This window comes from Arthrobacter sp. S39 (assembly GCF_004320525.1).
GTDB lineage: Bacteria > Actinomycetota > Actinomycetes > Actinomycetales > Micrococcaceae > Arthrobacter.
Genome location: NZ_SIHX01000001.1, coordinates 802,268 through 826,394, shown reverse-complemented (window position 1 = coordinate 826,394; position 24,127 = coordinate 802,268). Strand labels below are relative to the sequence as shown.

The 24,127-nt window shown below is 59.8% G+C and carries 15 protein-coding genes and 1 pseudogene; 3 read left to right on the top strand and 13 right to left on the bottom strand.

Annotation, left to right across the window (positions count from 1 at the left end):
- Positions 1–26 precede the first annotated feature (26 nt).
- The 4 genes from EYS21_RS03865 to EYS21_RS03850 form a co-directional block, all read right to left on the bottom strand.
- On the bottom strand, positions 27–902 hold the full coding sequence (locus EYS21_RS03865) for a 3-hydroxyacyl-CoA dehydrogenase family protein (protein WP_131131834.1): 876 nt from the start codon (positions 900–902) through the stop codon (positions 27–29).
- A gap of 130 nt (positions 903–1,032) precedes the next feature.
- Positions 1,033–2,160 carry a serine hydrolase domain-containing protein gene (locus EYS21_RS03860; protein WP_131131833.1) on the bottom strand — a complete coding sequence of 376 codons (1,128 nt, stop codon included), beginning with the start codon at positions 2,158–2,160 and terminating at the stop codon, positions 1,033–1,035.
- 291 nt (positions 2,161–2,451) lie between these two features.
- Positions 2,452–3,492, bottom strand: coding sequence for a family 43 glycosylhydrolase (locus EYS21_RS03855; protein ID WP_131131832.1), 1,041 nt, complete (start codon positions 3,490–3,492; stop codon positions 2,452–2,454).
- Between the two features lie 58 nt (positions 3,493–3,550).
- A complete protein-coding gene (locus tag EYS21_RS03850; RefSeq protein WP_242633264.1) occupies positions 3,551–6,019 on the bottom strand; it encodes a glycoside hydrolase family 3 N-terminal domain-containing protein in 2,469 nt (822 codons plus the stop codon).
- 463 nt (positions 6,020–6,482) lie between these two features.
- Between EYS21_RS03850 and EYS21_RS03845 the strand changes: the two genes are divergently transcribed.
- The 3 genes from EYS21_RS03845 (at position 6,483) to EYS21_RS03835 (ending at position 13,250) form a co-directional block, all read left to right on the top strand.
- Complete coding sequence (locus tag EYS21_RS03845) at positions 6,483–9,329, top strand: family 78 glycoside hydrolase catalytic domain (RefSeq protein ID WP_131131831.1); 2,847 nt, start codon at positions 6,483–6,485, stop codon at positions 9,327–9,329.
- 77 nt (positions 9,330–9,406) lie between these two features.
- Complete coding sequence (locus tag EYS21_RS03840; RefSeq protein ID WP_242633263.1) at positions 9,407–10,570, top strand: glycoside hydrolase family 43 protein; 1,164 nt, start codon at positions 9,407–9,409, stop codon at positions 10,568–10,570.
- Positions 10,571–11,186: 616 nt separating this feature from the next.
- Complete coding sequence (locus tag EYS21_RS03835; protein WP_131131830.1) at positions 11,187–13,250, top strand: hypothetical protein; 2,064 nt, start codon at positions 11,187–11,189, stop codon at positions 13,248–13,250.
- A gap of 263 nt (positions 13,251–13,513) precedes the next feature.
- Here the strand turns inward: EYS21_RS03835 and EYS21_RS23650 are convergent.
- The 9 genes and pseudogenes from EYS21_RS23650 to EYS21_RS03795 form a co-directional block, all read right to left on the bottom strand.
- A pseudogene (locus tag EYS21_RS23650) lies at positions 13,514–13,731 on the bottom strand (IS982 family transposase); the annotation flags it as partial.
- A gap of 321 nt (positions 13,732–14,052) precedes the next feature.
- Positions 14,053–14,544 (bottom strand): LacI family DNA-binding transcriptional regulator, encoded by a 492-nt coding sequence (locus tag EYS21_RS03830; RefSeq protein ID WP_242633280.1) that lies wholly within the window; start codon positions 14,542–14,544, stop codon positions 14,053–14,055.
- A gap of 14 nt (positions 14,545–14,558) precedes the next feature.
- The gene (locus tag EYS21_RS03825) at positions 14,559–15,542 is read right to left on the bottom strand and encodes an alpha/beta hydrolase fold domain-containing protein (protein WP_131131828.1); all 984 of its coding nucleotides are present in this window, start codon (positions 15,540–15,542) and stop codon (positions 14,559–14,561) included.
- A 126-nt stretch (positions 15,543–15,668) separates the two neighbouring features.
- The gene (locus EYS21_RS03820; RefSeq protein ID WP_131131827.1) at positions 15,669–16,811 is read right to left on the bottom strand and encodes a serine hydrolase domain-containing protein; all 1,143 of its coding nucleotides are present in this window, start codon (positions 16,809–16,811) and stop codon (positions 15,669–15,671) included.
- Positions 16,812–16,998: 187 nt separating this feature from the next.
- Positions 16,999–18,282, bottom strand: a complete 1,284-nt coding sequence (locus EYS21_RS03815; RefSeq protein ID WP_131131826.1) for an extracellular solute-binding protein — start codon at positions 18,280–18,282, stop codon at positions 16,999–17,001.
- 103 nt (positions 18,283–18,385) lie between these two features.
- Complete coding sequence (locus EYS21_RS03810) at positions 18,386–19,213, bottom strand: carbohydrate ABC transporter permease (RefSeq protein ID WP_131131825.1); 828 nt, start codon at positions 19,211–19,213, stop codon at positions 18,386–18,388.
- Positions 19,210–20,124 carry a sugar ABC transporter permease gene (locus tag EYS21_RS03805; protein ID WP_242633262.1) on the bottom strand — a complete coding sequence of 305 codons (915 nt, stop codon included), beginning with the start codon at positions 20,122–20,124 and terminating at the stop codon, positions 19,210–19,212. Before EYS21_RS03805 ends, EYS21_RS03810 begins: the two co-directional genes overlap by 4 nt.
- A gap of 452 nt (positions 20,125–20,576) precedes the next feature.
- Positions 20,577–21,254, bottom strand: coding sequence for an SDR family NAD(P)-dependent oxidoreductase (locus EYS21_RS03800; RefSeq protein ID WP_131131823.1), 678 nt, complete (start codon positions 21,252–21,254; stop codon positions 20,577–20,579).
- A 39-nt stretch (positions 21,255–21,293) separates the two neighbouring features.
- Positions 21,294–24,095 carry an FAD-binding and (Fe-S)-binding domain-containing protein gene (locus tag EYS21_RS03795; RefSeq protein ID WP_131131822.1) on the bottom strand — a complete coding sequence of 934 codons (2,802 nt, stop codon included), beginning with the start codon at positions 24,093–24,095 and terminating at the stop codon, positions 21,294–21,296.
- Between the last annotated feature and the right edge of the window lie 32 nt (positions 24,096–24,127).

Below are 24,127 nucleotides of genomic sequence, written 5' to 3'. Positions count from 1 at the left end.
GCCGGAACCCAGCTGGTGCCCGGGCCCTAGGAGGGGGTCGGTGTTGAGGCGGCATGCAGAACGGCGCTCAAGCGGTTTAGCGGCGATGCCGAGTGTGCGTCGTATGCGTAGAAGCCCTGCCCCGATTTTGCGCCCAGTTCGCCTTGCGTAACCCGGGACGAAATTTCCTCGGGAATGGACGTCTCGACGCTGAGCAGCGGAAAGAGGCGCTCTGTTACCGCCTGCCATATGTCAAGCCCTCCGCGGTCCATGACCTCAAAGGGACCTGCAAGCGCCCACCGGGGTCCGAGGCCATGCACAACGGCTGCGTCAATTTCTTCAGCCGACGCTATTCCATGTCGAAGCAGCCAAACTGCTTCACGGATGAGTGCGGCCTGCAGCCGATTAGCGATGAAACCGTCAACTTCGTGGCTCAGGGGCACGACCACCTTGCCTGCCTCTTCAATAAGCGACCTTGTCAAGGTCAGCGCAGATGAAGCAGTCGTTGCATGTGGCACCAACTCCACCAGCGGGACGATGTCTGCCGGGTGGAAGAAATGGGCGACGAGTATCGCCTCCGGGTGAACCAATCCCTCAGCCAGCTGGCCGGGACGGAAGGTGGAGGTGTTGGATGCCACGGGGACCGCACCCACGAATTCCTGAATTTGACGGAGGAGCGCCTGCTTGGCGTTCAGTTGCTCGGTAATGGCCTCGAAGATGATTTCTGCGCCCACGAGGCAGGATGGCAGGTCTGAGCAGGCTTCGATGCCGGAAAGTTCCGGCAAATCCGCAACTCGCTCATCGTAGATGCGTACGTTGCGCCCGTTGCCCGCGAAGAGCCGGGCGATGGCCAGGCCCATGGTCCCGGCGCCGATTACTGCAATCGTGCTCACAGGGGGTTGGGCCAGTTCTTCCTTCGCCATCCGAACCTCTTTCGTTTTTCAAAGTCGTTGTTTTTTTCATTTGGATCACCCGCGGGCGGGGGTGTCATTGGGTCAGGGCCTGCCCGGGTATCGCCTGTTGAGACGTCGAACCTGGAAGGCTGCCGCATGGTCAGGTCAGGGCGCGCCGCAACGCTTCCGTCACTGATTTACCGCGTTCCCAGTCGCCAGCCTGGTTGGTGACGTAGGCGAAGCCGATTTTGAAGTATGGGTCCGCGAAGGCCACTTGTCCCAAGGCGCCGTCGTGGCCGAAGGAGTATTCGGTCAGGTAGGGGTCCCAATGTGACGCGATCATGACGCCTGCGCCAAAGGCCTGATAGGGCGGGGGGCCTCCAAAGACCGGCATCCCTTTGCTGCGGGGCTTGCGAAGCTCGTCCACGCCCGCATCCGAAAGTAAGCGGACCCCTTCGGTTGGCACGACGGCGGCAGAATAGATCTTCGCGACGGCATCAGCAGAAGCGAAACCATTGACGCCGGGCAGCTCCGCGCGCCGGCCCTCTGAGGACTCCACCAGGGCGGGAAACCCGACTCCCGAGCCAAGATTCACGGCCCGTTCCAACCAGTAGGAATTGGGGTCGGAAGTAGCGGGGGCAGGGGGAGATGGCTCGGGCACAATCGAGGCGACCCTTTCGTCATACACCTCAGGAAGCCCGATCCAAGCATCGGCGGACAAAGGCCCCGCCATTTCTTCGGCAAACAAACTGCCAAGAGATTGGCCGGTTGCCAGGAGTGCGAGCTTTGCGGTGAGGGCGCCGTGGGTGATGTTGTGGTACTGGTGACCTTCGCCTGGTGTCCATAGTGGTTCCTGGGCGGCAAGGACATCCGCAGTGGCAATAGAGTCCAGGTAGACGGCCTTGGGCAAGGCCTCCCGTGGTGCAGAAAGACCGGACCGGTGAGCTAAAACATCGCCGATTGACAGTCTGCCTTTGCCGTGGGCGGCGAACTCCGGCCAGAACTCGCCGATCTCCGTGTCGTAGGAAGGCATCCTCCCCAACTCGACCAGTCGACCGATCACCAGAGAAGCCAGACCCTTAGTCACAGAAGCAACGGGAATAAGCGTTTCACTAGTGAAGAGGCGGTTACTCCCGTCAGCCGTGCCGGCCGACAGCGAGACAACAGGAACTCCGTCCTTCCAAACAGAGAGGGCCGCGCCCGCGCGACATCCGTCCGGAATAGTGGCAAAAAACGCTGCGGCTACGGCTTCGAAGCCGGGCGTTACATGGTTTGAGGGGATAGTCATGGCTCCCTAGTAGGTTATTTCAAACAATTGAAAATTAGTATCACTAATTGGAATATTGGGATTATATCCGACCGTAAGCGCCGCCGGTCAACAGCCGCAGAGTCTGTTGCCCGGGATGTGATCTCATTGACGATACGGCGGCGATGGGAGTCTTGCCTACGAAATCATGTGATTTTCCAACGGGGGTCCAGCCCTGATCCGGGAACCAAACGGCCGAGCTTCCCTTGGCCGTGGTACGGCCGGCGTAAAAGCACGCGTCGTATGACAACCAGCTGTTGGTCCACTCTCTGATTAGTCGAAATCCTCTATCCGCCACTCGTCCTGCCATCTCAGCTCGGGAAAATCTCCATCAAACGTAAAGGGCAGCCAAACGTAGTCGGATTGCGAGGTGTCGATGACGCTGAAGTCTTCTTGTACGTCATCGGGGGATGGAGTACCGGCAAACTGCCGTTCAAACATTCCGCGGGCGTCAGAATCTTCGGGACTGAGATCCGGCCTCCACCTGTCGGCCATGGCAATGTAAAGGTCCGATTTGTTGGGGTGCTTGAAGACGCAGCTGATCTGGCTCCGAAAGGACGTTTCGCTCTTGTCCTCAACATGGGGGTTGCCGAGAACCGTCCACGGGCCGTGATAGGACGGAGCGCTGGCCAGCTCCGAGGGATTTGGAAAATATCCAGTTGTTCCTGAGGTGACCAGATAGTGTGTGTTTCCACGCTTGAAGTGAGCCGGTGCCTCCCGAACATACGGTGGCGCCGGGTGATGGAAATGCGTTGAATAGTAGCCCGTGACTCCGGTGTAATCCTCGGTAAGGTCTGCACATATCATCTCGCTGTGTACGCGCTCAAAGTAGTAATAAGCTTTCCCATCTGTCGGCTCAATAACCAGGTCGAAGTCGCCGGCGTTCATGCCGAGGGGCCTGACGCCGCTTTTCACTATTTCGTATGGTCCCAGGAAGGAATCGGCGGCTAGGATAGTGGACCGCTGGGCACCGTCTTCCATGATCTTCAGCCAGCAGACGTACTTCTTGGAGTACCGGTTGTAGATGATGTGGGGCCGATCCATGAAGCGCGTGGGATGCAGTGGTGATCCTGTATCGTCCTCGACGGGCGGGATGATCAGGCCCCTGTCTTCCCAGTTATAGAGGTCGGTGGACGAGTAGGCACGAACCCCCCAATGCCAGATGCCGCTCCCTGGCAGTGTCCGCTCTTTGTTCTCGCCGTACCAGTAGAAGACGCCGTCCTCCACATGCATCGATCCGCCGTGTGCCTGGATGCGGCTACCGGTTGTGTCAAGCCAAGGTTGACCTGGGCGGATGCTGTCATATGACGCCATCGATACTCTTTCCGTTGTTTTCCTGGGCCCAAAGAGTTGCTAAAGGAGGTGGCGTGGCCTAAGTGGTGATTCGATGTGCGGCACTTGGCCGTTCCAAGCGCCGCTCGTGAGACCGGGCGTAAAATTCCCGGGTCCGTCCGTCTATGAGAGCGTCCGAGGTGACGGAAAGGGTCTCGGTAAGCCGTAGGTCGTTCGAGGAGCTTCCCACCATGATGTCCACTTCTCCGGCTTCAACCCGCCAGCGCATGTTGTCGTCGAGGAAGGCCAGTTGGCTGATATCGAGATGGAATTCGACCTGAGCAGTCTGCCCCGGCTCGAGTTCGAGCCGGCGGAAGCCGGCGAGCTCCAGAACGGGCCTCGAAACCACGGCGAACCGGTCGCTGATGTAGAGCTGTACGACCTCGGTCCCGGCCCGGTCACCGCTGTTTGTCACTGTGAGGGAAATGTCGACCGTATCGCCCCTTCCGACCTCATGTTTCGACAGGGTCAGATCGGCGTAGTCGAAGGTGGTGTAGGACAGCCCATGCCCGAACGGATACCGCGGGGTGTGCGGTGCATCGACGTAGTCGGAAAATCCGATACTGGAGCCTTGGTGCCAGGCCGACCCATGTGGGTGGTTGTAGTAGACAGGGACCTGGCCAGCGTTATGAGCTATGCTCACCGGCAGTCGGCCGCTGGGATCATGGGCGCCGGTGAGGACGTCGACGATGGCTTCGGCACCGCCTTCGGCCGGGCTCCATGCCTCGAGGAGGGCGGCCAGATGGGTGTCTGCAGCGTCGCTGGACACCGGTCGGCCATCCAGATGCACGCCTATCATCGGCTTGCCCAAACTAGCGAGCTTGACGATCAGATTGTCCTGGCAGGGCGGCAGGTTGATGTCCGTCGCATCAATGCCTTCACCCATCGAGGCGATGGAGGCCGTGCCGTGTTTTCCTCCGAGTGTTAGGAGCACGACGTCGGCCTTCTCGGCGAGGGCGATCGCTTCGTTATGTCCGGAGTCGTCGTCGCCGGCGATTGGGTAGCCGTAGGCCCAGCTCACTTCCGTTTCGGGCATCCGGATGCGGAGTTCCTCGAGCAGGCTCCGGATGCCGGGCTGCTGGTGCTGCAGCAGTTCCTCGAAGGCGGGGCCGTCGGAGGCCTCAATGGTGGTGCCTGGAACGGTGTTGGTCACGGTCTGATGGTTTTCGCTGCTTGTGGTGAGGCCGGCCATTGAGGAGTTTGCGGCGAGTTTTCCCTCCGCCATGGAGTAGTGGGTGTAGCCGCCGAAGAAGTACCGGGCTGTCGCTGCATGGCAGCCGATAACCGCGAGTGTTCGCACATCCGGCCGCAAAGGCAGCCCGCCATCATTGCTCAACAGGACAAGGGACTCCCTGGCTGACTGCACAGCGACTTCCCTGTCGGTGGACGACTGGAATGCGGACTCTCGCTCAGCCGGGTCGGGGGCGAAGGGGTGTTCGAAGAGTCCCATCCGGAACTTTGCGGTCAGCACCTCGCGGACCGCCCGGTCGAGGAGGGCCACATCGGCGCGTCCGTCTGCGAACCACTCCTGCAGTTCTCGCCCGAAGCCCTGCGGCACGTGGAGCTCGACATCCATTCCCGCGCGCAGGGCGGCCAGACCGGCATGGGCTGGGGACTGCGCTACGTGCTGGACGGTGTGCAGGTTCCCCACTGCGCCGTAGTCAGAGACCAACAAGCCGTCGAAACCCATCTGTTCCCGAAGCAGGGTCTTCAGCAACCGGACGGAGGCGGACATGGGCTCGCCGCCGACGGAGTTGTAGGAAGGCATCACGCCCCGCAGCCCTCCGACGGTAATCGCTGCCTGGAAGGGTTTGCCGTACACCTCCACGAGCAGGCGATCAGGGACATTGCAGTGGGCTCCGTGGATGCCGCCTTCGGTGTGGTGCGAGCCGAGGAAGTGCTTTGCCACCGCTTCTGTGCGCCGGCCAGCTGCGTCCTCGCCCTGCAACCCCAGGGTGCAGGCGACACCGAGAGCGGCTGCGAGGCTTGGGTCTTCGCCGTAGGTCTCACCCTGCCGTCCCATCCGCGGGTCGCGGGAGACATCCAGCACGGGCGCCAAGGTATGCGTTATGCCAAGGGCCCGTTCCTGCTTCCCCACGATCTGCCCCACGGCGTACTCCAGATCGACGTCAAAGCTCGCTGCGCGTCCAAGCCCGGAGGGGAATGCCGTCGCTCCCGGAATGTACGCGCCACAGAGTCCTTCCATGTGGAAGATTGCAGGGATCCCGTGCCCGGAACCTGCCATGGCTTCCGCCTGAACTGTCCGCTGGAACGCCGTTACCTCGTCTCGTGTGAGGGCGGATCGGGCCTCGAGGCACGATACTTCACCGATGCCGAACGGGAAACGCTCCGAGAAGTCGCCCGTCTGCGTTATGTCGGTCGGAAAGTAGCAGGAGACCTGGGCCATCTTCTCGTCAAGGCTCAGCTTGTCCAAGAGCAGGTCGGCGCGTTCGCCTGCGGTTAACCGCTTGTCCATCCATGGTCTCGTCACGTTTGTGCTCATGTTCATACCTGAGTCCTTCATTTACCAGTGGTTGTACTCGGAAGGCGCGCTTCCGCCACTGAGGGCTGGAACGGCGGGCGTACCGCCGCGCCGGACGACAGGGCGCCGGACTTCGAGTTCACACTGCACGCAGCACACGGGCAACGACGTGTGGCAGCGTCGGAACGTCTCACAACGTTGGGAAGACTTATTGACGAACCGGTTCCCTAATCCTAGGCTGAATGCAACAACTATCGCAATAACGTTTCAATAAGTGGAACGCCAATGCTGATGGGTCTAGTCGCCGGCCGCAGAAGCAGCGAGGTGCCCCTTCCAAATCGTCTCAAGATTCCGGAGATTTTCCTTGATACCACTTTCCCCTCCTCAGGACCTGCGAACGGACGGGGACGTTTTTCCTCTGGGAGTGGGGGAGGTTCCACTGCTCTCATGGGCTCCAGCTTCAGGTCAAGAGCAACTCAGAATCGTCGTCATGGACGAAACGGGGGCCATTGTCGGCGATTCGGGAACCGTGGTCTCAAGAGCGCCGAAACTGCGCGTTGATCTGGTGCTGCGGAGCCGGGCGAGCTATAAGTGGATGGTCCGCATTGCCGATACGGATGGGCACTGGTCTCCGTGGAGCGCGTGGGCCTATTGGGAAACGCCGCTGCTTGTCGATTCGGACTGGCAGGCCAAGTGGGTGTCGCGTTGGACGCCCAGGGAAACGCGTGTCATCGCATCGATTCATTCGGACACGGTCGACTGGATGGGACCGGGGAGCACCCTGGATCAGTCATTTCAAGCAACAGGTCCTGTGGCGGCCGTCAGCGTCGACCTGGACGGTGACATTCCCTCCGATGTCATTGCCCGCATGCAGCTGCGGAACAGCGCAGGTGACGTCGTCGCTCAGCGGGAGGTGGACGGAAGCTGGAACATCTGGGCGCGGTTCATGTGCTATCTGGAAGTCAGCCCCCCGGCTCCTCCCGGTACGTACACATTGTCGATCGCATGCGTGCGGGGACGGCTTGGCTGGCGTCGAGCCACAGCAGCGCCGGGTCTTCCTGATGATGACGGCGTAACGCCCCTCCCGGTGCTGGGTCAAGCAACGGTGGACGGCGTCCTAGTGCCCGGAGTCCGGACCTTGGCTGTGGAAACGCTCCCCGCCCCAAACCCCGTACTGAGAACCAGCTTTATCACCCCGGCAGGGGTAACTACAGCCCGTCTTTATGCGGTTGGGATTGGCTACGGCTCCTTCAGCATTAATGGCAGATCTCTTGGCAATGAACTAGAACCCGCAACGACAGACTTCACGAAAACGGTTCTTTATAGAACCTATGACGTCACCGCCGATCTGAAAGCCGGAGAGAACACCCTCGTAGTGGAGTTGGGACGTGGCTTCTTCTCCGCGCGGGGTGCAAGCATCTGGGGCTGGCACATAGCACCGTGGTCTCGAGAACCCATGGCAATCGCACAGTTGGAGTACGTAGACCAAGAAGGACAGCGGCGGGTTATTTCCTCAGGTTCGCACTGGGAAGCGTCAACAGGACCGGTGGTGAGTGAGCTCCTCTATTCCGGAGAAGTTTGGCAGATGGAAACGGACAGGAAACCCACTTGGGAACCCGCTGTGCTGGTCCACCCGCCAACCGGCACCCTGCGCCCGGCAGCCCTACCTCCCGTCACACTGGGATCACCAAAATCGGCAGTCTCAATGCACTCCGCAGGAACGGCCGAGGTATACGACTTCGCTGACATGGTAGCCGGTCGGATCCGATGCACGCTCAGTGTTCCAGGCCCGACGGAAGTCTGGGTGAAGTACGGGGAAACTCTTGATGACAAGGGAGCAGTATTTTGCGAGAACATACTCGCAGCTGGCCCAATACAGACCGACCGCCTGCTTTTTGACACCGCTGCGGACCGTATCTACTGGGAACCGAAGTTCAGCTACAAGGGGTTCCGATACGTGTCGATCGAGGCCGATGGACCAGTGACCGTGCACGACATCGTTGCGATTCCCATGCACACCGATGTACCGAGCGTGGGCACCTTTGAATGCAATGAAGAAACGCTTTCTTGGCTTGACCGAGCCTTGGGCAAGACCTTCCTGAACAACCTGCACGGCATCCCGACGGACACTCCCGTTTACGAAAAGAACGGTTGGACAGCAGACGCCCACCTGGCGGCCGAAGCCCTGATCCACCAGTTCGACTTGAAAACAACCTTCGGCAAATGGCTCGATGACCACGCCGATGCCCAGGACGACGCCGGGGTCGTGTCAAACATCGTTCCCACTCCAGGCTGGGGACGTGCCCCGGATCCGGCGTGGAGCGCCTCCGCTGTTCTCATACCTTGGAACCTTTACTGGGAATACGGCGACCTCAAGCTGCTGGAACGACACCACGAGATGGTGATCAGGTACGCGGACGCCATGTACGCCCTGTCCGAGCAGGGCATTTGGCGGCATCCCAGCTACGGAGACTGGCTCGCCCCGGGTCATGAACGTGCCCCCGAGGGATCTGCGCCAACTGCCACCATGATGCTGATGAAGGTCCTATCGACAGCAGCCGACATTTCGACGGCGCTGGGCGAGCATGGGATTGCGGCGCGATTCAGCGAACAATCCTCACAAGTAGGAGCCGCTTACCATCAGTCCTTCTTCAACGAAGAGCTCGGTTTTTACGGCAATACGGCGTCTGGATACCGCCAGACTATGAACGTGCTGCCCCTGGCCTTCGGCGCCGTGCCGCAGCAACACCGGGCTACCGTCTTTCGCTCACTCTCCACCGATATCCTTGAACGGACAGCACGGCACCTGGACTGCGGTGCGGTTGGGGCAAAGTACCTGCTTCCCGTGCTTTCGAACGGGGGTCGGGATGATATTGCGGTCAGCGTTGCCACTCAAAACACTAGGCCAGGCTGGGGAGTCTGGCGCGCAGCCGGCGAGACTACGCTACTTGAATCATGGGACACCTCAGCGAGGTCACACAACCACTACTTCCTGGGCAGCGCGGCAGCCTGGGTTCAGCAAAAAGTTGGAGGCATTCGGTCCACCACGCCAGGGTGGGAAGAATTCACCATCGCACCGGCAGTCGATCCCCGGATAACGAGGGGAGCATTTTCACACGTGACGCCACGCGGGCAAGCAGCTCTCAGCTGGACGCGGGAGGCCGGCACCTGGCACCTGGATGTCACGGTTCCATGGGGCGCCTCCGCCACGATCGGAATCGGGACAGCCGCCGGGACCAAGCTCTCCGGGGGCTTCCACAGCTTGGAATTTGATGAAGCCCCGCCTGCCCTCTCATCTCACGCGCCAACGAATCCCACCGATCTATTCGCCCAGTGACTTTAGATCTCCGGGCTCCGGACTTCCCGGCTTCCCCAACGAAGGACCAAGGCACATTGAGAACTACGAACAGCACCTTGACCGGTCAAAACGCGATGGGAGAATGGCTCGTTCATCCGGTCGGCGCCCCACTGTTCGTGGAACTGCTGGCACAGCATGGCCTCGAAGCCTTGCAGCTGGGCCTGGGTCTGGGCCGTCCGCTGATTGAACTTGGGCAGCTGACGAACGGCAGGATTCCTGCGTCAGCTATAGATGACATGCTCCAGGTTGCGACTGAAAAGTTGGTAGCCGAAAGTTTTGGCACCCCAGGTGAAGAAGGTGTCTTCCTTCCCGTTCCGGTACGCAAGGAAATGACCTTGGATGAGATCCAGATAAGGGATCCATTCATCCTCAGCGACAGCACAACCTCCACCTACTACCTTTACGGAAGTACGGACAAGAACGTGTGGTCCGGTGCCGGCACGGGCTTTGACACCTATCGAAGCGGTGACCTGGTCTACTGGGAAGGTCCCTTTGCAGCATTCCGGCCGCCTTCGGCTTTTTGGAGTCGGGGCATGTACTGGGCACCTGAGGTCCATGAATACCAAGACCACTGGTACATGTTCGCCACGTTCACTGCCCTGAACGGCCATCGGGGAACACAAGTTCTTATAGCGGACCACCCTCTCGGCCCATTTGAGCCATGGAGTGATGGCCCGGTTACGCCGCATAAATGGCAGTGCCTTGATGGAACTTTTTTCCTTGATAGTGGTCAGCCTTGGATCGTCTACTGTCACGAATGGACTCAAATCCATGACGGGGCAATGTACGCGCAGCGTCTCAGTGCTGACTTAAGGTGCCCGGAGGGCGCACCGGTGTTCCTGTTCAGTGCATCGGACGCTGATTGGTCAAGGCCCATGCAAGGCCTCCCCCCCAGTTTCATCTTTCCCGCTCACGTCACCGACGGACCATCTCTTTTCCGTTTGGACAATGGGCACTTGATGATGTTGTGGTCAAGCTTCGGGGAGCATGGTTACGCAATGGGCATCGCCCACTCCACATCGGGGAATCTCGAGGGCCCATGGATACAGGAGCAAGACGCTTTGTGGTCCGAGGATGGGGGGCACGGCATGATTTTCAGGCCCCACGATGGAGGGCTGGCCCTAACGCTGCATCAACCCAACAACACGCCCCATGAGCGGGCAACCATCTGGATGCTGGCTGAGCATGAACGAACAGTGTCACTCGAAAGGCGTCGATAACGTACCCGCCGCCAGGACGGACAGGCTTACAACGAAGGCTGAACCTCAACCTTTTGACATGACGCCGCCCAAGCCGGCTCCTTTGATCCCAGCAGGGCAACGCGCTTGAGCCGTTGCTGCTGCGATCAAGGGCGTTCGCTTCCGTTCGTATCGGCGCAGGACCAGCCCTCGTGCGCGCCCAGCCAACTGGCAGAAGGCCACTCCCCCGTTCCCGGGCCGCCTGCTTTTGGTGCCTCGGATCAAGAGGAAGACCGATATCCATTGTCGACGGTCTACCTTGTAGATAAAATGGCATTTGGAAGATCTTTCCAATTAATAAAATTAATGAGCGTGGGGGCGCGTAAACAAGGGACAACGAGGTGCCATGTCATTTCCTAATTCAGTCAGGCCGGTAGGTCCACAAGCATTTGCCCGGCAGTTCGCCACAAAGTCCAAGTTGCTGCGACTCACGGCCGCAATTGGGGCTGTTGCCATCGGAGGCGGTTTGCTCACCGCGGCCCCAGTCTCAGCGGCGCCGGAAGCCTGCCACTACCTGAGCACAAGTCCCGTCGGGGACACTGAGCCACCCCTCGGGGTAGACGGAACCTGCATCGATCCCGACTACAACGAAAACACATTGGTGATCGATAGCAGTCAGCAACTGGTGTATACAGACGCCACAGGCCGGGTTATCCCATACACCGAAGTGAAGGGCCACTTTCCCGCCACGAACACCCGGGCCACGCTACCTCCGGGCGTACGCAATAGCGCGACTCTTAACCAGCACGACATCACGTGGCGATTCCCGGCCAAGGAATTTTGGCAGAACCGTTCCTTCCAGCAGACCTATCCGATTCCCGGCACCGGCCCCCTTGACCTTAACGAGGTAGATCTCGGGTTCGCTTTCTCCAGCGGGGCCTTCACCGTGAGAGTCAATCCGGGGAACCCGAACGGGGGCTATCGCGTGAACGCGGCAGCGACGAAGCTGGCTAAAAATTATGCCAATCAGCTCTACGGGAACAGTAGTCCCATCAACAGCTATCTTTGGGGGCAAAGCGGCGGATCGGCGCAGGCATTGGGTGCTGCCGAGGGCACGACCGGGGTATGGGCTGGAGTAATACCGTGCGTTATCGCTACAACCGGTCTGATCGTGCACTCGTTCCAGTGGCAGGCCCTTTATGCACTGGCAGTCCCTCTGGACAAGCGTTCAGAGGTTCGTCAAGCCGCTGAAGTCGGTAGTGGCCGCAGCATCTACGAGGGACTGGACACCGAGCAACGCTCCGTACTCGACGAGCTTCTCCAAGGCGGCTTTCCACGCGCGGGCTTGGGGACGGCCTTGACCCTGGATCTTCCGACGGGAGGCGAAATCCCTGTCGGTGATGCCACCGTCGGCTCAGCCGTCGGGCCCTTCCCAGGGGTCGCTGGTCCCAGCCTAGTATTCGGACCAGGCGGGCAAAATATCCGCGTGGTGGATCCAACGTACGAAGACGACTTCTGGGCCAAGCCCGGCTACGCGGGCGCCAATCCACCCAACTACCTTAAAGCCGCCAAGGTGGATGGGTTTGCCACCGTTACCGACGTTGTCCGCGATGCGCAGGGCGTCCCCACCGCGCTCAAATTCGATCCGGCAACGGTTCCAGCACTCGGATCCATTGGCGCTTCCCATCTGCAGTACTACGTCTATGACGCCGCCGGCACCACCCGGACCATCGACAACTCAGATCCCTCCAACCCGGTCTTCACCTTGACGGGCACTCTGGACACGACAACAGGCACGTTGGCGCTGCCAGTGAACACCAATGTCCTGTCCGCCACCACACCAAACAGCAAAGTTCTTCTTGATGCCTTGGACGTGGGCGACAAAATCCGTATCAACAACCGGTACTTCCTCTCGCAGGTGTACTACCCCCGCCACTCCATTTTGAACAACGGCAACCCCGCCTACAACCAGTACAAGGACAACACCGGGAAACCGATATATCCCCAACGGGACGTCCAATTCGTGCCCCTCAGCAGTGCCGGGGCCATGGGCGGGATAACGGAAACCGGAAATATCAAGACCAAGGTCATGGTCATGGAAAATCTGGCCGATGCGAATTCCTACCCCTACGTTGCGGGGTTCTACCAACAGCAAGTCCAGAAGTCCCTGGGCAAGCGCAAGGCCGACGAGATGTTCCGCGTCTATTTCCAGGAAAACGGCGGCCATTCGAATACCGGCCTGGTGCAAGGTATTTTCAATCAGATGGTCCTCGACCTTGTTGACTGGGCCGAAAAGGGCATCACGCCCAAGCCCTCCTCAAACTACACTATCGACACCATGAATCAGATTGTCCAACCGATCGGTGCAGTCGACCGAAAGGGCCTCCAGCCGGTGATTCACCTTTCAGCAAACGGCGGGGAACGGGCTGAGGCTGGTCTGCTCCAGCCGGTCAACATCTCCGCAACAATTGAGATGCCTCCCACAACAGGCAAAATCGTCCAGTACAACTGGACCATCGAGCGCCAAGGCGTCCCCGCAATCAATGAACCGGCGACCGTGCTCGCCAGTCCCAATGAAAAGGTCACCCTCAGCCGGCAAATGACCTTCGCCATCCCGGGAGAATACGTCATCAGCCTGAACACCACAGCTGACCGCAACGGAACCTCAGGAACAAGTACACCGCTGCAAAATCTCGACCGCGTCCGCGTGGTCGTGCACTAACACCGACGGCGGGCGTTCGGCAACCCCGAACGCCCGCCAGAACGGTCTAATTTCTGGGCCTGGACGAGCAATTACCAATGATTTTGGGGGGTTAGCGGTCGTAGGCGGTAAGTAACGTTTGCGTCGGGTGATCGTGTGTCAGTTGGCCCGATCCCGGCGTGGATCAGCTGTCGCCCGCGCTCCAGCAGCGCCTGGATACCTTCGCCTTCCCGAGTTTGGGATTCGCGAGTCCCAGGTCACGGACATGCCTTCCGGGTGCTGCTCAGGTAGAGCCGGAATCCCCAGGGGAAGCGCGAGTGCGGGGCGCAGTACTCCAGCCAGGCGTGACCGGACAAGAAGGAGCGTTTGACCGTTTCACCCGTCATGCCGCGCAGCGGACTGGAGTCAGGAAGGCGCAGGTGCTCCTTGGCATAGCGAATACAGCAAGGGCTTCGGGGGACCAGCCGTGCTGCAGGTGCTGGGCTACGACCGGGCACAGCAGTCGGCATGATCGAGTTGCACCTTCCGGCCTGGGCGGTGATCCAAGCTATGACCTTCCTTCGGGACACTGTCCGGCAGAAAGTCATGGAGTGTGGCCAGGAGGGTGTTCAGTTCATGGTTCACCACCCAGTGTTTTAGCTTACTTATCTATAAAGGGCGGCCCATGAGCTGGCAGAATGAACAGACTTTGCGTGCGCCTGCAGCTGACCCGCGCCTGCGCCGGAGGTTGATTCAGCCCTGGCGGCCGTCTGCACGAATTTACGGCTGTGCTCCATTAGCGATCCGGGACCTGCCAGGAGGGTGATAAACCCGGCTGCGGGTCCTACCGGGGAAGTTCCGGTACACCCTTCCCATGCGTCTGTGATGCCCGTAATTCAAGACCGTCATGGCTATGGATCAGACGTCGTCCGCCTCCGCAGTCCATCCAAAGCCAAACAGCGGACCCATCTGTCATGCTCGCATCAACAATGCCGCTTCCCACTACCAGCCCCTCCGCGACGATTTCGGCGCGGGTTCCAGGGCTCAGGCAGCCCGGCGGATACGGGGCAGCGACTACCTCAGCCTTTGGAGCCTCGACACGCGTCGCGGTGGTGCCAGAATCGGTTGCCGGGGTGACGCCACCGGCGCTGGAACGGCTTGGTTTGGCGCGCTTTCCACGCCTGAGCTTAACCGCCTCTTCTGAACGCTGGAAGTCCAAATCAGCTATGGCCTGCTCGACCCTCTCCCGGGTAGAGGGTGCAACTTTGTGGGGATGGTTCAGTACATTGGAAACGGTCGCAGTGGCCACCCCTGCGGCGAAGGCTACATCGGACATCGTAGCCTCGAATTTCATTTCGCGCCCCTGCCGTCTTGGTCATGGTGGCTCTTTACCCACGGCCCGTCGGGCTTTCCCTCCTTGAGAGTTTCCACGAAGAAATCGAGCGAGCGGCTGACTTCGTCTATGGATGGGCCATGGTTGAGATGACCGTGCAGCATTCCTGCGGCCATGTAGGTTTCAACCGGTACACCTACTTCGGAAAGTTGCGTGACAATGAGTTCGGCGGACGGCCGCAGATCGTCGAGTTCCGAAACCACAACCCTGGTAAGAGGCAGACCGGTGAGATCGGCAGCACCGGGCATCGCCTCAATCGGCAGGTCAGAGATCCGGCCGACATAGTTCCGGACCATATCTGCGATGGATTCAGGGGTGAACCGCATCATGGCAGGCAGCTTCTGGACTTCCACGGCAGTCACATCATTGAGAGCGGGGACGGGGAAATGGAGGAAGGGATATGCGAGCAGAAGCTCGGAGGGCTGCACTGAACCCAATCGCTGGAGCCTTAAGGCAGTGGACAGTGCGATGGCCGCTCCCGCGCTTGCCCCGCCCAACGCTATTGGCCCGCAGCCCGCTTCCGGCAGTCCCGTCAGCCAGGACCACACCGCTTCGGCATCGTCCACCGGCGCCGGGTAGCGGATGCCGTTTTTGGCAAGGCGGTAGTCAACGGAGACGACGAACGCATCAGCCCTATCGGCAATTTCTGCAGAGACCATATGGGCTTCAGGCATGTCCAGATCCCCATACGCGAATCCACCTCCGTGCAACCACATCACACGTGAACGAATTGGCCTTCGCGGACGGTAGATGCGTACAGGTATTTGCCCTTCCTTGCCGGGGACAGTGGTGTCCTCAAACTCGATGTCCGGAACTGTCCATTGATTGGCTGCCGCGAAGTGCTGCGCTAGGCGTGAGGGCAGGGTTGGATCGGTCACTTCCTCAGCTGCCAGCCCCAGCAAAAATTCGACCCCCGAAGTGAAGTAAGGATCAAGTGGCATGATTTCGCTCCTGTCTAATTCCTAGCACCGGTCAATGATTCGTGCTCAACGGGTCGGACACACGAGCTGCTCCACATCGAGCGGCTGTATCTATTCGCAGGCCTGCAGAAGGGTCCGCCCGCCGGGCTATCCCAGGGTTTTCGCTAATGCCCGTATGACGGACTGCCCGCGTTCGAAGTCGCCCATGCGGTTTGTTACATAGGCGAACCCGATTTTTGCCGTCGGGTCGGCAAAAGCGGTTTGACCGCCCGCTCCGTCATGACCGAAGGATTTGGGGGAAAGGTATCTTTGCCAATCCGAGGGAATCATGACGCCTGCTCCCCAGGCCTGATAAGGCGGGTCGCCACGGAAGTACGGAGGGCCTTCGCTCCTTGCGACGCTGAGTCCACGTAGAGCTTCGTCGCCGATCAGGCGGACTCCATCGGTTTCCGTCACCGTCGCGGACCAGATCTTGGCCAGGCCGCGCGCAGTGGATATGCCGCCGGCCCCTGGCAGTTCGAGCCTATGGACCTCTGGCCGGTTGTATACGTGCGGGCCTATTGGGCCGTTCAAATTCGAGGCGCGTTCTAGCCAGTACCTGTCGTTGCGCTCTTGATCGGTGAGGGCGGAGGTGTCCGGTTCCTCCTGTGGATCTTCGATGAGATGGCTTACGCGTTCCTCTTCAGATTCTGGAAGACCTATCCAGGTATCAGCGTCCAGGGGCCGGGCAATCAGGTCAGCAAAGGTCTTTCCCATAGACTGTCCAGCTCCGAGTAGCGCCATCTTCGCGGTGAGTGCACCGTGGCTCACCGTGTGGTACTGATGATTCTTGCCCGGACTCCACAGCGGTTTCTGGGCTGCAAGAATGTCCGCAAGAGCCAGACTGTCCCAAGCGACATGCGGCGGAACATCCTCCCGCGTCGCGGAAAGTCCAGCCCGGTGCCCCAAGGCGTCTCCAATGCTTACGTGCTCTTTGCCATGGACTGCAAACTCAGGCCATAGCTGCGCCACAGGGGTCTCAAGCGAAGGAATCTGCCCACGTTCAATCAGCATTCCGATCAGGATGGAGGCAAGGCCCTTGGTACAGGAGAAAACTACCGACAGCGTGTCAGGAGCGAATTCTCGGCCGGTACGATAATCAGCAACTCCGCCCCACAGTTCTACTACCTGCCGGCCGTCTTTCCAGATGGATAATCCGGCGCCGCTTCGCTGGTCGTCCGGTACCGTGGCGAAAAACGCATCGGCCACCGCCTCGTAGCCCAAGGCCACAATACCCGTTTGCTCTATCATGGTTTTCCTTCAGCAGCCGCTCACCCTGGATATCCTTGCCGCCCGGCCGTTTTCTAAGACGGCAATTTTCGACACCGTCCTAAACGATACGGCTCCACTCCGCTGGGAAGGACGGGACAGGCCTGGAAGGATATTGCAAAAGCACCGATCGGGCCACGCATATGCGGAGCCCGATCGGCGGCCTTAGTTATTTCTTGTATACAGAATCCAGCTTTTCAGCGACTTGGCGCGGCGTGCTTTGACCGAGGATCAGCGACTGAATGGTCTGATTGAGTTGGGCCTGGACTTCGGCCTGTACGGCGCCCAGCGGCTGGTAGGCTCCGCGCTTAATGAGGTCAGCGAACGCGGTGAGCTCCTTCGGGGCCGTGTAAGCGTCGTTCGGGAGCACAGGCACAGAGGCGAAGCCGTTGGCGTAGGTTACCGATGGCTCAGCCTCGCCCATGAAGGCGAGGAACGCCTGTGCGGCCGTGGGGTTCTTTGCCTTGGCGTTGATGGTATTGACAAAGCCTGGCAGCGCGACGACTTTCGTGTCCGCAGCATTATTCGTCGCCGGCATAGGCGCTACTTCGAAGCTGCTGCCGGGTGCGCTTTTCTGAATCGGAGCCATCGCCGCGCCAACGTCTACAGTGGCAAGCGCGCTGCCCTTTGCCACTTCCTCGCCGGCCTGGTCGCGGGAGCGGCCAAGCGCGCCCTCACCGAAGCAGCCCAGGTCGCCCATCTTCTTATAAATCTCGAACTGGTCGACCCACACGGAATCAGCGTATTTCGTCTTCCCGGCGGCCATGTCGGAATCAAACTTTGCGGGGTCTGATTCGAGAGTTCCGAGCTGGCTGTATGTCAACATCTGCGGACCGGCAGGATCGCCGAGGCCGAGCGAGTAGGCGTACACACCTTTGCCCTTCGCGGCTGTGCAGAGTTGATAGACCTCGTCCAGGGTCGTCGGGATCTTCAAACCGAGCTCGTCGAGTTTTGACTTATTGAAGATCGCAGCGAGCGGCTGAAGAGCTCCGGGGTAGGCATAGGTTTTGTCTTCGTAGTTCACTGATTGCTTCCAGGCATCCGGGACATCCTTCGTCCAGGGCGCTTCGAGAGCAGCGATGCGACCGGAGGCGGCCAACGAGACGACGGTGTCGGCGGGATCATTTTTGTTGCCGCCGGGGAACGAAGTCAGGATGTCAGGGGCCGTGCCGCCCTGCAGCTGCGTCATAACCAGAGCGCCGACGTCGCCACCTTGGTAGTCGAACTTCACGTCAACGTTCGGATACTTCTTCTCGAAGTCCGCCGCGATCTGTTCATAGGTGTCCTTGAAAATCGACGAGAACAGACCGGTCAAGGTGCCGGTGGGCTCCCCGCCGCTGGCCTGGCTATTTGTGGCGGTGCTGCCGGTGTTACCGGAGCCGACGCATCCGGCAAGGCTGATTGCCGTGAGGGTAGCGATGGCGGCTGTGGTGATGCGGTTGTGGATCTTCATCGATCGTTCTCTTCCTGTGAAGTGGGTGTTGTGATGAGTGGTGCAGTGATTAGTGGAACTACCCGGTGATGGCACCGGACCTTATGCGCCGGCAGGCTGGGGATCATCCCTTCAGCCCACCAGCGAATCCCTGGATTACGTACCGCTGGAATAGCAGGTAGAGCGTCAGAACGGGGACCATCGAGATCAGCAAGGACGCGAAAATCAGTGGCCAGTTCGTGGTGTATTGCCCGACGAACTGGAAAATTGCCATGGGAATGGTCACCTGACCGCTGCCCGAGAGGTAGATCAGGGGCGTGAAGAAGTCGTTCCACACCCCAACGCTATTGAGGATGACACAGGTGCCCAGGGCCGGGCGAAGCAGCGGGACGACCACGTGCCAGAAGGCCATCAGCGGACTGCATCCGTCGATCTGGGCGGCTTCCTCATAATCAAGTGGGACGCCTGCCCTTAAGAAGGTGGTTATCAGGAAGACTGTAAACGGCAACTGCACGCCGCTGTAGACGATGACGAGTGCCCATACCGTGCCGAGAAGACCCAAATCCCGCATCTGGATATAGAGAGGTATGAGCGCCAGCTGGAACGGCAGCAGTAAGCCGATCATAAAGAAGTAGAAAGTTCCGGTGGAGAGGCGCGAGGTTGACCGGGCCAGCGGGTACGACGCCATCGTACCGATCACGAGCACCACGAGGCACGAGATCGACGTAACGATCAGGCTGGTGACGATTGATCCCGGCAGGGGCGAAGTGGTCCAGGCAGTGATGAAGTTGTCGAATGTGGGGCGGGAACTCGGGATGACTGGCGGTGTCAGGTCGTCAGCGGGCCGGATCGACAGGTTGATGAGGACGTAGACCGGGAGAAGGAAAATGAGCGTCGACCCGTAGGCGGTGAGGTTGGCACCGAAACGGCTCCAAAGGCCTGTTGTTTTCATGAATTGCGCTCCTGGCGGCGTAGGACCGAGAACTGAATGATGGAGAGGATAGCGATGCCGACGGCGAGGAGAAGGGCGAGAGCGGCCGAACGTCCGTAGTCGGCGTACTGGGAGAAATAGGCGTAAATGAGCGTCGCGATGGTCTGCGTCTGATTACCGGGCCCGCCGTTGGTAAGCGCAAAGATCTGGTCGAAAATCTTCAATCCGCCGATGAGTCCGAGCATGAGGTTGATGGTGATAGCAGGGGCGAGCAGCGGGCGAACTACATACCAGAACCTCTTCCAATACCCTGCGCCGTCCAGGGCAGCTGCCTCCTCGAGTTCAGAGGGCACGCCTTGGAGTCCAGCCAGGTAGATCACCATGTTGCCACCGATTGACTGCCAAAGAATGGTGACGATGATGATAACCATTGCCGTCGTTGGATTGCCGAGAAAGTCGACGGGATCCTGACCGAGAGCAGCCAGGACCTGGTTGACTCCACCTACACCGGGTGGACCGAATATGTACTTGAACAGGTAGCCAACAACGAGCGACGAGACGACCATGGGGGCGAAAACGATGGTGCGCAACACGTTACGTCCAAACACCCGTCCGTTGAACAGAAGCGCGAGGGCTAAACCGATGATGTTCTGGAGAACCACGACGACGAAGGCCAATTGGAGCGTACGGAACACTGCGGGGCCCGCGTCGGAGGTGAAAATGCGGGTGAAGTTTTCAAGTCCCGTAAAATTCGGTGCGCCCACGGTCGCGAACGACCAATCAGTGAAAGCAGCTTGCAGGCCCTGAACGGTGGGCACAACGACCACGTAGAGGTAAACAGCCGCGCCCGGCAGGATCAACCACCAAAGATCGCGTCCTACAGAACGAATACGGCGGCGTTTGCGAGGAGAGTTCCCTAGTTCCTTAGCCACCGGGGGAACCCCGCTACGCGTGGGAACTTCGACACCACTGGACGACATGACACTCCTTCGTGCTCCTGTGCGATCTCCCGCAAGCTGCCGAGATGGAAGCTTCGGCGTAGCTATGGGGAGCCGCGTAAAAAAGCTATGTTTCGTGAATTTCTAAATTAAGTGGAACGTATCAATTACTTGCAATGACCAAGTCATGCTCGCTCATGAGGCTCCCTGCTGCTTCAGGATTAGTTTACATCAGTTCCGCTTATTGGAGTATAGTTCCAACCAGCTGAAAATGGCCACCCCCACGCGGGTACTTTTTTCGGGCAACTTCTTTGGTTTTGGGCCTGCGCGCGAGGTCAGGCGACGCCGTGTCCGCGACAAGATCGTCTCCGTTGATGCCCCGCCCATTCTCGGAAGATTCGTTCGGGAGATGAAGGTAGCCAGGGTTTTAGCATCCGAAACCGCCCCTAGTACGTGGCGCGACCACCCGAGATGTCGTAAACGGCACCTGTTGAGAAGCTGCACTTGTCAGAAGCCAGCCAGGCTACGAGTTCAGCTACCTCTTCGGGCCGGCCCACGCGGCCCATGGGTATCAGGCTGGTGATGTGCTCAAGGACGGCGGGGGCGGTTGACGAGTTCATCGGGGTCGCAACGACCGCCGGCGCGATGGCATTGACCAGTACGCCGCATTTGGCCAGGTCTTTGCCCATGGTCTTGGTCAACCCTATGACTGCGGCCTTCGTAGCCGAGTACGCCACCATGTTTGGGTTGCCGTCTTTCCCTGCCATGCTGGCGAAGTTGATGATGCGTCCCCACCCCTTCGCGACCATGTCGGGGGCAAAAGCCCGGCAGAGGTTGAAGGTGCCATCCACGTTCACGGCGAAGGTGCGTTTCCAGTCCTCATCGCTTACCTCCCAGAAGGGCTTGTTGGGGCCCACGATGCCGGCGCTGTTGATGAGTATGTCAACTGGTCCGATAGCATCTGCGGCACGTCCGACCGCCGCGGAATCGGCGATGTCCAGAACGACGTCGGCTCCCTCACTGATGTCGACAGTGATGACCTCGATGCCGTCGGCTGCCAGGCGTTCTGCGCAGGCTGCGCCGAGGCCGCTGATGCCTCCTGTAATGACTGCTTTGCGCGCCATGATTTGTCCTTTGTCCTGGACCCTCTGCCCGGGCAGGGATCACTTAGTTGTTGTTTTTGAGGTTGTTGATGCCAAAAGTTCGAGTATGTGGCGGTATTCGTGCCCCGTTGCCCGGGTCATGCCCATCTCGCAGGTTCTGTTGACAGATGCATAGGCATCAAAAGGGCGCGCATTGACCGAGCGCGCTTCCCTTACGGTCGCGGAGGCTGTGAGTTCAGGACGGAGCATTCCCCTGTCCCCGGCAAAGGCGCAGCAGCCCCAGTCTTCGGAAATGACTACTTCGTCAGCCACTGCTGCTGCCACACGGGTCAACGCAGGGTTAAGACCCATTCGTGTCGAGGAGCACGTCGGGTGTAATGACAGGCTGGCCAAGGGGCTGCCCTTTGGCAGATTCGCGAGCACGTGTTCATCGACGAAGGCAACCGCATCCAGGGTGTGCAAGCGGGGCTCTTCTCCCACGACGGCGAGGAGCCTTTCGAGCCCCTCGGTGCAGGACGCAGCGTCACACACGATGGGCAACTCCCCGTTGCGGGTCGCCTCGAGCAGCACCGGCAACACTTTTTTGCGCATCACGTCGTATCCGTCTGTCATGCCCTTCGACTTCCAGGGCGTGCCGCAGCACAGGTCGGTGATTCCCGCCGGAACCGTGACTTCAACCCCTGCCCGGCTGCACAGCTCCAGGAATGCAGATGCCACTCCTTGGCTTCCGGATGCTGGACCAAACATGGTGCTGATGCATGCCGCCAGGTAGACCGCCTTCGGTTCCGTTGCAGCCAGAGGGCGGCGAACAGAACCGCCGGCGGGCAGGTCTGCGTCCCACCTCGGAATCTGCTCGCGGCCGATGACGATCCTTGCTGCTTCGGAAGCCCCCGTTACCAACGCTGGCGGAAGATGTTTTACTGCTGTCAGAGCCAAGCCGCCAAGTTTGGAAACAGCCCCCCAATTCCCGGCAGCTGCCTTCCAAGCTGTCTGCTCAACGCGGGAACGGCTTTCGGAGCGCAGGCGTTTAACCAGCTCGCCTGTGTCAATGAGGACGGGGCAGGCTGTCTGGCACATGCCATCCACGGCGCAGGTATCGATTCCGTCGTACTCGTATTCCTTTTCCAGCTGTGCTTTCAGCTGGCTTTGGCCTAGTAGTTCTGCGCGGGCAATTTCGCGGCGCAGAACTATCCGTTGACGTGGTGTAAGAGTTATGTCTTTGCTGGGACAGACGGGCTCGCAGTAGCCACACTCGACACAGCGGTCCACTTCTTTTTCCACCGGCGGGGCAGTCTTTAGATGCGAGAGGTGAAAGGTCGGGTCGTCGTTTAGAAGGATGCCCGGGTTCAGGATTCCTTCTGGGTCAAACAGGCTTTTGACGTCCCGCATGAATTGATACAGCTGTTCCCCATACTGGCGGCGTACGAAAGGAGCCATGATCCGGCCCGTTCCGTGTTCGGCTTTCAAAGTTCCCCCGTTGGAGAGCACCAGGTCAACCATTTCCTCAGTGAAGTCGGCGTATCGCTGAAGGGTTGAACCTTCGCCGTGCTCTTCGAGCCTTTCATTGAGCAGGAAGTGGATGTTGCCGTCCTTTGCGTGCCCGAAGATCACGGCGCTGTCGTACCCGTACTTTTCGAAGAGCGCCACCAGCCCTTGACAGGTAGGCAGCAGTTTGGGGACTGGGACTGCGATGTCCTCCAACAGGGCTGTGGTTCCTGATGGCCGGTTTCCAGCCACGCTCGCGTACAGACCTTTACGGATATTCCACAGAGCGGCACGGCGCTGGGAGTCAGTCGTCAGCCGGGCCGGGATTTCCAAGGGAAGGGCCGCAAGTACGGCTTCGCTGCCGTTGATTGCTTCTTGAAGTTCTGCCGGGCTTTCCTCCTGGAACTCGACCAGCAACGCGGCATGACCTTGTACCCGAAGTTTCTGGAGCTCTTCATCTGCTCCCGGGTCCTGCTGGGATACCAGCAGTGATGTGGAGTCAAGCAACTCGATGGTGGCGAAACCAGACTCGACCAATGCCGGGAGCGAGCCGGTAGCGTCTGCCAAGCTTCGGAAATACAGCAGGCCCGTGGCTGTGTGCGGCTTCAGGGCAATGGTGCGGAACGTCGCTTCTGCGATGAAGGCAAGGGTCCCTTCACTTCCCACTGCCAGATGCAGGAGGATGTCCACCGGGTCATCAAAGTCCAGGAATGAATTGATCCCGTATCCCATGGTGTTCTTGATGGCGTAGAGCTCTTCGATCCGCCTGACATGGCCAGGGTCGCTTCTGATCTGGTCCCGCAGGCGCAAAAGGCCGGAGTGAAGTTCTGGTTCTGCATTCTGGAGCGCCATGCAGGCGTCAGGAGCCGCCGTATCCACGACGGTCCCGCTCGCCAGCACCAGGACTGCGGAGTCCAGGGTGTGGTAGGTGTTGTTCTCGGTTCCGCAGGCCATGCCGCTGGAATTGTTGGCCACAATACCGCCAACGGTGCATGCAGACTCACTGGCAGGGTCTGGTCCCAGCTTCCGCCCATGGACGGCGAGTCTGGCGTTCACCTGCCGCACGGTCGCACCGGGTTCGCACCTGATCCTCGCCCCGCTTTCGAGGACCGAGAGACCGCGGAAGTTACTCCGGGTGTCGACAAGGACGCCGTCGGTTGACGACTGGCCGCTCAGGCTGGTGCCGCCTGACCTGAAAGTCAGTGGCACACCATGCAGCGACGAGACCTTAAACAGGTCCCCAACCTCACGGGCGGATGCGGGTGTGACCACGGCCAGCGGTGTCAGAAGGTAATGCGACGCATCATGGGCATAAGCCAGCCGGTCCGATATCCGCGCACGCACCTTTCCCTGGACCGCCTGATTCAACGATTCCATCAACGCACGGTCCGCCCCGGACGGGGACCCCA